Below are 3,408 nucleotides of genomic sequence, written 5' to 3'. Positions count from 1 at the left end.
TCGTGAATCGCTTCACTTATTTCAATTTATTTATCAATCATTTTGAATCGTAATTGCTATAAAGGTAAAATGGCAGGTATTTATGAATCAGGAATAGGAGTATAAAAAAATAAAGGTGCTTTATAAAACACCTTTATTTTTTATATTATTTGGTATTAGAGTAAACTATTACTAGTCATCTTTGTTATCTTCCTCTTTTTTAACCTTCATGCCTGGTTTTAAGGTCCTTGAAACCATCAGGTAAGGTCCGGTAATAATTTCATCTCCTTCTTTTAATCCCTTAGTGATTTCGATATATTCATCATCCTGAATGCCTGTTTCTACTGTTTTGATTTTTGCTTTTCCTTCTGCATCTATGATAAAAACACATTCAAATAAATCATCTGCAACATTCTGCTCCAATTCTGAAGATTCTACCTGAACGCCATCTTTTTCTTCATCATCTTCTTCTTTCTTCTTTCTTTTTGATTTTTTCTCTTTCCTGTCAGAAATTGATGTAGAATCGCTTCGGGTAGTGACAGCACTTATTTTAACTCCTACAATAGAACTTTTCTTTTTTGTATTTACATCTACAGTAGCTGTCATTCCCGGTCTGAACGGGGAATATTTTAATCCCATTTCCTCAGATATCTCTTTGTATGATTCTTTTAGCAGTTTAACTTTTACCTTGAAGTTAGTTACCTGATCGGCGCTCGTACCTGCTGTTTCGGCAGAGTTAGCAATCTCTGTTACTACACCTTTAAATTTCTTATTCAGAAATGCATCAACCTCAATTTCGGCTTCATCTCCCAGTTTTACTTTTATGATGTCGTTTTCATTAACATCAATTTCGGCTTCCATCTCGTTTAGATTGGCAACTCTCAATAATTCAGTTCCTGCCATCTGTGCGGTACCAACTACTCTTTCGCCAAGTTCTACATTAAGTTTGGATATAGTTCCCTCCATTGGAGAAAAGATGTTAGTACGGGCTAAATTATCTTTAGCTTCGCGTAGTGTAGCCTGAGAGCTGGACACTTGAAATTCGGCCGATTCTACCTGAAGCTTAGCAACCGAATAATTTGCATTTATCTTATCCCATTCTGATCTGGCAATGGTGTGATTTTCAAAAAGTTCCTTATTGCGTTTATAATCCTGTTCCGATTCAATAAGCCTGGCTTTTGCCTGTTTTAATGCTGAATTTGATGATTGTAATGCCGCCCTGGCTCTATTAACGCTCGACTCGTAAATATCCGGATTTATTGAAGCCAGTAATTGCCCTTTCTTAACTTCATCACCTTCTTTTATAGTAAGTTTTATGATCTCACCCGAAACTTCAGGAGCAATTTTCACTTCAACTTCAGGCTTAATTTTTCCTGAGGATGATACACTCTCTACAATGTCAACCAATTCTACTTTTGCCGTGCTAACTGTTTTTGTATTAGGGTCATCGCCTAGCCATCCTTTCTTCTTTGCTACAAGTAATAATACAATCAGAACTACAACAGCAATGATTATATAAATATATTTCTTCTTCATATTTCAGTGATTAGTTCTCTGACCCTGTTAAATTAAATCGTTCGCCATAGTAATATTCAAGCACTTTTATTTTAAATATGAAATCATATTTTGTTCTCAACATGGTAGATTGTGCCTGTACAAGTCTGTATCTGCTTTGATTGTAGTCGTATTCACTTATCATTCCTACATCTCGCTTTTGTTGGGCATATTTAAATGCTTCCTCAAGTGATTCTAACGATTTTTCGCTTGCTTTATAGCTTTTTAATGACGCATTTGCATCAGTTTTGGCCTTTTCTATATTCTGGCGAAGCTGATTTTTTTGAATGTCCAGTTCCAGTTCAGCCTGGTCAAGCTGAAGCTTTTTAATTCTTACATTGTTTCTTGTTTGCAGCCTGTTGAACAGCGGAATTCTAAGATTTATTCCCAGATAGTGGTTTTTATTATCTCTGGCCTGATCCCAATTATCGTAGGTTTCGGTACCTGATGGTATGCTTTGAGGAGCCAATGATACTACAGTTTCGCCCGTATTTTGCACCTGACCAATCGGGATAAAATCTGGTTCAGAGTATGTGTAAATCTCTCTGTTTATAGTGTATCTTGTAGAGAACTGGTAAACCAAACTCAGACTCGGGCTGTAAATCCCTTTTGCAATACTTAAATCCTTATCAGCCGAAAAGATTCTGTTTTCATAGCTTTGAATAAGATATTGATTAGTAAGTGCTTTATCGTAAACTTCTTCGTTTGATTTGTTTAGCATTTCCAGTGAGGGAATTGGGAAGTCCTCATCAACAATATCAAAGTCGTTTGAATAATCAATTTGTAATAACTGTGTAAGACTTAACTTGGAAAGGGTCAAACTGTTTTCGGTTGCAACAAGCTGTTGTTCATCGTTGGCAAATGTGGCCTCACTTTCATATAAATCACCTTGAGGCAAAGACCCTGCTTTCACTAACTTACTTACTCTTTCAACTTCTTTTTCTGATACTTCAACCTGACTTTTTGCAACTTTCAGAAATTCTTTATTTAAAATTACCTGTAAATATGCATCGGCCACCTGAAGGCTTATATTGTCTTTTAACTGTTCCAGATTGTACTGAGCAGCCAAAAGGTCAAACTTAGCTTTCCTGTATTTGTTGATGTTCTGAAGACCATCGAACAAATTCCATTGAGATGTACCGTTAAATACAAATGAATTTACCGCACTTTGAATCTGGTTAGTAGTAGGGTCAATAGCGAAACCTTTATTGTATGAATAAGTTCCGTTAAGGTTCGCATCCGGAAAAAAGTTGCCTACCTGCGAACTTTTTACATTCTCATTTATCTCAACATTTAACCGGGATTGTTTAACAGTAAGATTGTTTTCGCGGGCGTGAATGATACACTCTTCCAGAGAATATTTTTTTTGCGCATTGATGTTTGCCAAAGAAACAATAAGGGAAAATATTGTTAAAACCAGCTTTTTATTTTTCATTGCTAATAATTTTACATTAAGTACATAATAACCATAATGTATCTATGTCTTGTTGGTTAACAACGCATTACTTATGGTTATCCTTTTCACGGTTCAGGTTTTAGGTAGTGTTTAAACAAATATAATAAACGTGATTCTAAATTATTTCTTTACAGGTATTTCTTATCACAAATAAATGTTAAAGTTGTTTCGGCTCCGATGCACAATTTGATAAAATTATTTTCATGCGCCTTTTCCGGCCTGCCTGGATTGGCAGACAGGCTATCCACTATAGTTTTTTATATAAAATATGTTCATCTATTTTGCTTAAAGGAGCTTCTAAAGTCGCTCTCTAAGCAAAAGATTCACAAACATTTTATATAAAAAAGCTGCCGTTTTTATCCGGGGCGTTTAGATCCCGCTATTCTGTAGTATATTATTTTAATACTTTACGAAGTAAT

Annotated in this window: 2 protein-coding genes; both read right to left on the bottom strand. The window is 35.2% G+C overall.

The window, feature by feature from the left end; all coding sequences use genetic code 11:
- Positions 1–171 precede the first annotated feature (171 nt).
- Positions 172–1,515, bottom strand: coding sequence for an efflux RND transporter periplasmic adaptor subunit (locus tag ABFR62_13720; protein MEN8139477.1), 1,344 nt, complete (start codon positions 1,513–1,515; stop codon positions 172–174).
- A gap of 10 nt (positions 1,516–1,525) precedes the next feature.
- Entirely contained in the window at positions 1,526–2,968 is a 1,443-nt protein-coding gene (locus tag ABFR62_13715) for a TolC family protein (protein MEN8139476.1), read from the bottom strand.
- Positions 2,969–3,408 lie beyond the last annotated feature (440 nt).

The organism is Bacteroidota bacterium (assembly GCA_039714315.1).
GTDB lineage: Bacteria > Bacteroidota > Bacteroidia > Flavobacteriales > JADGDT01 > JADGDT01.
The sequence above is the reverse complement of the archived record's forward strand: the minus strand, read 5'-3'. Positions and strand labels throughout refer to the sequence as shown.

What these genes read in the sequence shown, in the direction of transcription:
- ABFR62_13720 (MEN8139477.1), bottom strand. Translation starts at nt 1,515, where the DNA reads ATGAAGAAGAAATATATTTATATAATCATTGCTGTTGTAGTTCTGATT.
- ABFR62_13715 (MEN8139476.1), bottom strand. Translation starts at nt 2,968, where the DNA reads ATGAAAAATAAAAAGCTGGTTTTAACAATATTTTCCCTTATTGTTTCT.